The organism is Coleofasciculus sp. H7-2, from assembly GCF_042747725.1.
Taxonomy (GTDB): Bacteria; Cyanobacteriota; Cyanobacteriia; order Cyanobacteriales; family FACHB-T130; genus FACHB-T130.
In genome coordinates, this window is the sequence record NZ_JBHZGO010000080.1 from 1 (window position 1) to 5,247 (window position 5,247).

Sequence of the window (5,247 nt, forward strand, 5' to 3'; positions counted from 1 at the left end):
TTTTTCAAAACAGTTGACAGAGTTGGTAAGAGGTTGCTACATTAATAAAGCGGTCGGGAGAGCAAGCGAAAGTGAAGCGACACCGAAGCGCACCGAACCTAGAAAAAATAATAGTTTGAAAGCCAAGTAAACACAAGTACCTCGTCAAAAAAATCAGGTGAAGGGAATGAAAGTTCTTTCACCAAGACGAAGACGGTAGGAAACGATTAGTTTCCAATAGCCAAAAAAACAAACTCGATAACACAATGGAGAGTTTGATCCTGGCTCAGGATGAACGCTGGCGGTCTGCTTAACACATGCAAGTCGAACGGGAATCTTCGGATTCTAGTGGCGGACGGGTGAGTAACGCGTGAGAATCTGCCTTCAGGACGGGGATAACAGTTGGAAACGACTGCTAAGACCGGATGTGCCGAGAGGTGAAATATTCATAGCCTGAAGATGAGCTCGCGTCTGATTAGCTAGTTGGTAAGGTAAAGGCTTACCAAGGCTTCGATCGGTAGCTGGTCTGAGAGGACGATCAGCCACACTGGGACTGAGACACGGCCCAGACTCCTACGGGAGGCAGCAGTGGGGAATTTTCCGCAATGGGCGAAAGCCTGACGGAGCAAGACCGCGTGGGGGAGGAAGGTTCTTGGATTGTAAACCCCTTTTCTCAGGGAAGAAAAAAATGACGGTACCTGAGGAATCAGCATCGGCTAACTCCGTGCCAGCAGCCGCGGTAATACGGAGGATGCAAGCGTTATCCGGAATAATTGGGCGTAAAGCGTCCGTAGGTGGCTGTTCAAGTCTGCCGTTAAAGACCGGGGCTTAACCCTGGAAAGGCGGTGGAAACTGAACGGCTAGAGTGCAGTAGGGGTAGAGGGAATTCCCGGTGTAGCGGTGAAATGCGTAGAGATCGGGAAGAACACCGGTGGCGAAAGCGCTCTGCTGGACTGCAACTGACACTGAGGGACGAAAGCTAGGGGAGCGAATGGGATTAGATACCCCAGTAGTCCTAGCCGTAAACGATGGATACTAGGTGTGGCCTGTATCGACCCGGGCCGCGCCGTAGCTAACGCGTTAAGTATCCCGCCTGGGGAGTACGCACGCAAGTGTGAAACTCAAAGGAATTGACGGGGGCCCGCACAAGCGGTGGAGTATGTGGTTTAATTCGATGCAACGCGAAGAACCTTACCAGGGCTTGACATGTCCGGAACCCATTGGAAACAAAGGGGTGCCTTCGGGAGCCGGAACACAGGTGGTGCATGGCTGTCGTCAGCTCGTGTCGTGAGATGTTGGGTTAAGTCCCGCAACGAGCGCAACCCTCGTCCTTAGTTGCCATCATTAAGTTGGGCACTTTAGGGAGACTGCCGGTGACAAACCGGAGGAAGGTGGGGATGACGTCAAGTCAGCATGCCCCTTACGTCCTGGGCTACACACGTACTACAATGCTACGGACAAAGGGCAGCAAGTTAGCAATGACAAGCAAATCCCATAAACCGTGGCTCAGTTCAGATCGCAGGCTGCAACTCGCCTGCGTGAAGGCGGAATCGCTAGTAATCGCCGGTCAGCATACGGCGGTGAATCCGTTCCCGGGCCTTGTACACACCGCCCGTCACACCATGGGAGCTGGCCACGCCCGAAGTCGTTACCCTAACCGAGAAATTGGAGGGGGACGCCGAAGGCAGGGCTGGTGACTGGGGTGAAGTCGTAACAAGGTAGCCGTACCGGAAGGTGTGGCTGGATCACCTCCTTTTAAGGGAGACCAAACCTCTGAAGCCGAAAAAAGTCGGGGACAGAAGGTCATCCCAGGTCGTCGAGGTCGTAAAGTCAAAAGCTTTCAAACTATTAACGGTTCGGGTTCATGGGCTATTAGCTCAGGTGGTTAGAGCGCACCCCTGATAAGGGTGAGGTCCCTGGTTCGAGTCCAGGATGGCCCACCTCAAGTCAAGCAATCAACTTGACAACTCAAGGGGTAGATGCGAGTGGCTGACCTCCACCCAAAGCCGACAAGCCCAAACTGAAAACGGAAAAAGAAGTCAGCATCGGCTCTGAAACTCAAAAATCCTCAGAGAGAATGCTGGAGATCTTGTTCCAGCCAAAGAACCTTGAAAACTGCATAGTAACGTTAGAAAGCAGGAAAAAACGAGACGTCCAATCATGGAAGGCGTCCGTATCATCCAAGCAAAAGTGGAATGTGGTCAAGCTACAAAGAGCTTATGGTGGATCCCTCGGCACACAGAGGCGATGAAGGACGTGGCGACCGACGAAACGCTCCGGGGAGCTGGAAGCAAGCAATGAGCCGGAGATATCCGAATGGGGCAACCCCAAAGAACTAACTGCTGAATCCATAGGCAGTAAAGAGCCAACCCAGCGAACTGAAACATCTTAGTAGCTGGAGGAAAAGAAATCAAAAGAGATTCCCTGAGTAGTGGTGAGCGAAACGGGAACAGCCTAAACCATCAAGCATGCTTGATGGGGTAGTGGGACAGCAAAGTGGGACTCGAGAAGTTAGACAAAGCAACTGAAAACTGCACCAGAGAAGGTAAAAGTCCTGTAGTCGAAAACTTCAAAAGCCCTAGCTGAATCCCGAGTAGCACGGGGCACGTGAAATCCCGTGTGAATCAGCCGAGACCACTCGGTAAGGCTAAATACTACTGTGTGACCAATAGTGAACCAGTACCGCGAGGGAAAGGTGAAAAGAACCCCGGGAGGGGAGTGAAATAGAACGTGAAACCGTAAGCTTACAAGCAATGGAAGCTCGATTGAACGAGTGACCGTGTGCCTGTTGAAGAATGAGCCGGCGACTTATAAGCAGTGGCAGGTAAAAGCATTCAATGCTCAAGCCAAAGCGAAAGCGAGTCTGAAAAGGGCGAAAATAAGTCACTGTTTATAGACCCGAACCCGGGTGATCTAACCATGTCCAGGATGAAGCTTGGGTAACACCAAGTGGAGGTCCGAACCGACTGATGTTGAAAAATCAGCGGATGAGGTGTGGTTAGGGGTGAAATGCCAATCGAACCCGGAGCTAGCTGGTTCTCCCCGAAATGTGTTGAGGCGCAGCGGTTGTGATTATAGTCTGGGGGTAAAGCACTGTTTCGGTGCGGGCTGCGAGAGCGGTACCAAATCGAGACAAACTCAGAATACCAGATGTACACACAGCCAGTGAGACGGTGGGGGATAAGCTTCATCGTCAAGAGGGAAACAGCCCAGACCACCAGCTAAGGCCCCCAAATGGTCACTAAGTGATTAAGGAGGTGGGAGTGCAAAGACAACCAGGAGGTTTGCCTAGAAGCAGCCATCCTTGAAAGAGTGCGTAATAGCTCACTGGTCAAGCGCTCCTGCGCCGAAAATGAACGGGGCTAAGTGACATGCCGAAGCTGTGGGATATGTAAAGTATCGGTAGGGGAGCGTTCCGTAGTAGTGAGAAGCACTAGCGACAAGCAGGTGTGGACGAAACGGAAGTGAGAATGTCGGCTTGAGTAGCGCAAACATTGGTGAGAATCCAATGCCCCGAAACCCCAAGGTTTCCTCCGGAAGGCTCGTCCGCGGAGGGTTAGTCAGGGCCTAAGGCGAGGCAGAAATGCGTAGTCGATGGACAACGGGTCAACAATCCCGTACCAGTAATTGTTGGTGCAGAGGGACGGAGAAGGCAAGAGCCAGCCGGATGTTGGTTACCGGTTCAAGCGTTCGAGGCGATGAGGGACGGAGAAAACGACCCGAGCTAAGGCGCGAGTACGACCTGCTACGGCAGGGAAGTGGTATCAGTCAAGCTTCCAAGAAAAGCTCTAAACACCATAAACAATTACCGCCTGTACCCGAAACCGACACAGGTGGGGAGGTTGAGAATACCAAGGGGCGCGAGATAACTCTCTCTAAGGAACTCGGCAAAATGACCCCGTAACTTCGGGAGAAGGGGTGCCTTCAGAAATGAAGGTCGCAGTGAAGAGGCCCAGGCGACTGTTTACCAAAAACACAGGTCTCCGCTAAGTCGCAAGACGATGTATGGGGGCTGACGCCTGCCCAGTGCCGGAAGGTTAAAGAAGTCGGTTAGGCGCAAGCCGAAGCTGGCGACTGAAGCCCCGGTGAACGGCGGCCGTAACTATAACGGTCCTAAGGTAGCGAAATTCCTTGTCGGGTAAGTTCCGACCCGCACGAAAGGCGTAACGATCTGGGCGCTGTCTCGGAGAGAGGCTCGGCGAAATAGGAATGTCTGTGAAGATACGGACTGCCTGCACCTGGACAGAAAGACCCTATGAAGCTTTACTGTAGCCTGGAATGGTGTTCGGGCTTCGCTTGTGCAGGATAGGTGGGAGGCATAGAAGTACCCCTTGTGGGGGGTATGGAGCCAACGGTGAGATACCACTCTGGCGAGGCTAGAATTCTAACCTTGACCCCTGAATCGGGGCAAGGAACAGTTTCAGGTGGGCAGTTTGACTGGGGCGGTCGCCTCCTAAAAGGTAACGGAGGCGCGCAAAGGTTCCCTCAGCCTGGTTGGAAACCAGGCGGCGAGTGTAAAGGCAAAAGGGAGCTTGACTGCAAGAGTTACAACTCAAGCAGGGACGAAAGTCGGCCTTAGTGATCCGACGGCACCGCGTGGAAGGGCCGTCGCTCAACGGATAAAAGTTACTCTAGGGATAACAGGCTGATCTCCCCCAAGAGTTCACATCGACGGGGAGGTTTGGCACCTCGATGTCGGCTCATCGCAACCTGGGGCGGAAGTACGTCCCAAGGGTTGGGCTGTTCGCCCATTAAAGCGGTACGTGAGCTGGGTTCAGAACGTCGTGAGACAGTTCGGTCCATATCCGGTGCAGGCGTAAGAGCATTGAGAGGAGCCCTCCTTAGTACGAGAGGACCGGGAGGGACGCACCGCTGGTGTACCAGTTATCGTGCCAACGGTAAACGCTGGGTAGCCATGTGCGGAGCGGATAACCGCTGAAAGCATCTAAGTGGGAAGCCCACCTCAAGATGAGTGCTCTCATGGAAATAATCCAGTAAGGTCACAGGAAGAACACCTGTAAATAGGCGCAAGGTGGAAGTGCAGCAATGTATGCAGCCGAAGCGTCCTAATAGACCGAGGGCTTGACCTCAACTCCCAAAAATAACGTTGCTATGCAGTATTGAGGGTTCATCCCCCAAATCTTTCCTGGTGCTACTAGCGTTGTGGAACCACACCGACTCCATCCCGAACTCGGAGGTGAAACGCAACTGCGGCGAAGATACTCGGCGGGTGACTGCCTGGGAAAATAGCTCAGTGCCAGGTTAATT

The 5,247-nt window shown here is 52.9% G+C and carries 1 tRNA gene and 3 rRNA genes; all 4 read left to right on the forward strand.

From position 1 onward, the window contains the following. Positions 1-242 precede the first annotated feature (242 nt). The 4 genes from ACFW2W_RS15375 to rrf all read left to right on the forward strand — a co-directional run bounded on the left by ACFW2W_RS15375 (position 243) and on the right by rrf (position 5,242). A 16S ribosomal RNA gene (locus ACFW2W_RS15375) occupies positions 243-1,735 on the forward strand. Positions 1,736-1,845: 110 nt separating this feature from the next. After that, positions 1,846-1,919: transfer RNA gene (locus ACFW2W_RS15380), tRNA-Ile, on the forward strand. Between the two features lie 259 nt (positions 1,920-2,178). Beyond that, positions 2,179-5,069: ribosomal RNA gene (locus tag ACFW2W_RS15385) — 23S ribosomal RNA — on the forward strand. 55 nt (positions 5,070-5,124) lie between these two features. Next, positions 5,125-5,242: ribosomal RNA gene (gene rrf, locus ACFW2W_RS15390) — 5S ribosomal RNA — on the forward strand. Together the 16S, 23S and 5S rRNA genes with 1 tRNA gene alongside form the textbook arrangement of a ribosomal RNA operon. Positions 5,243-5,247: the final 5 nt, after the last annotated feature.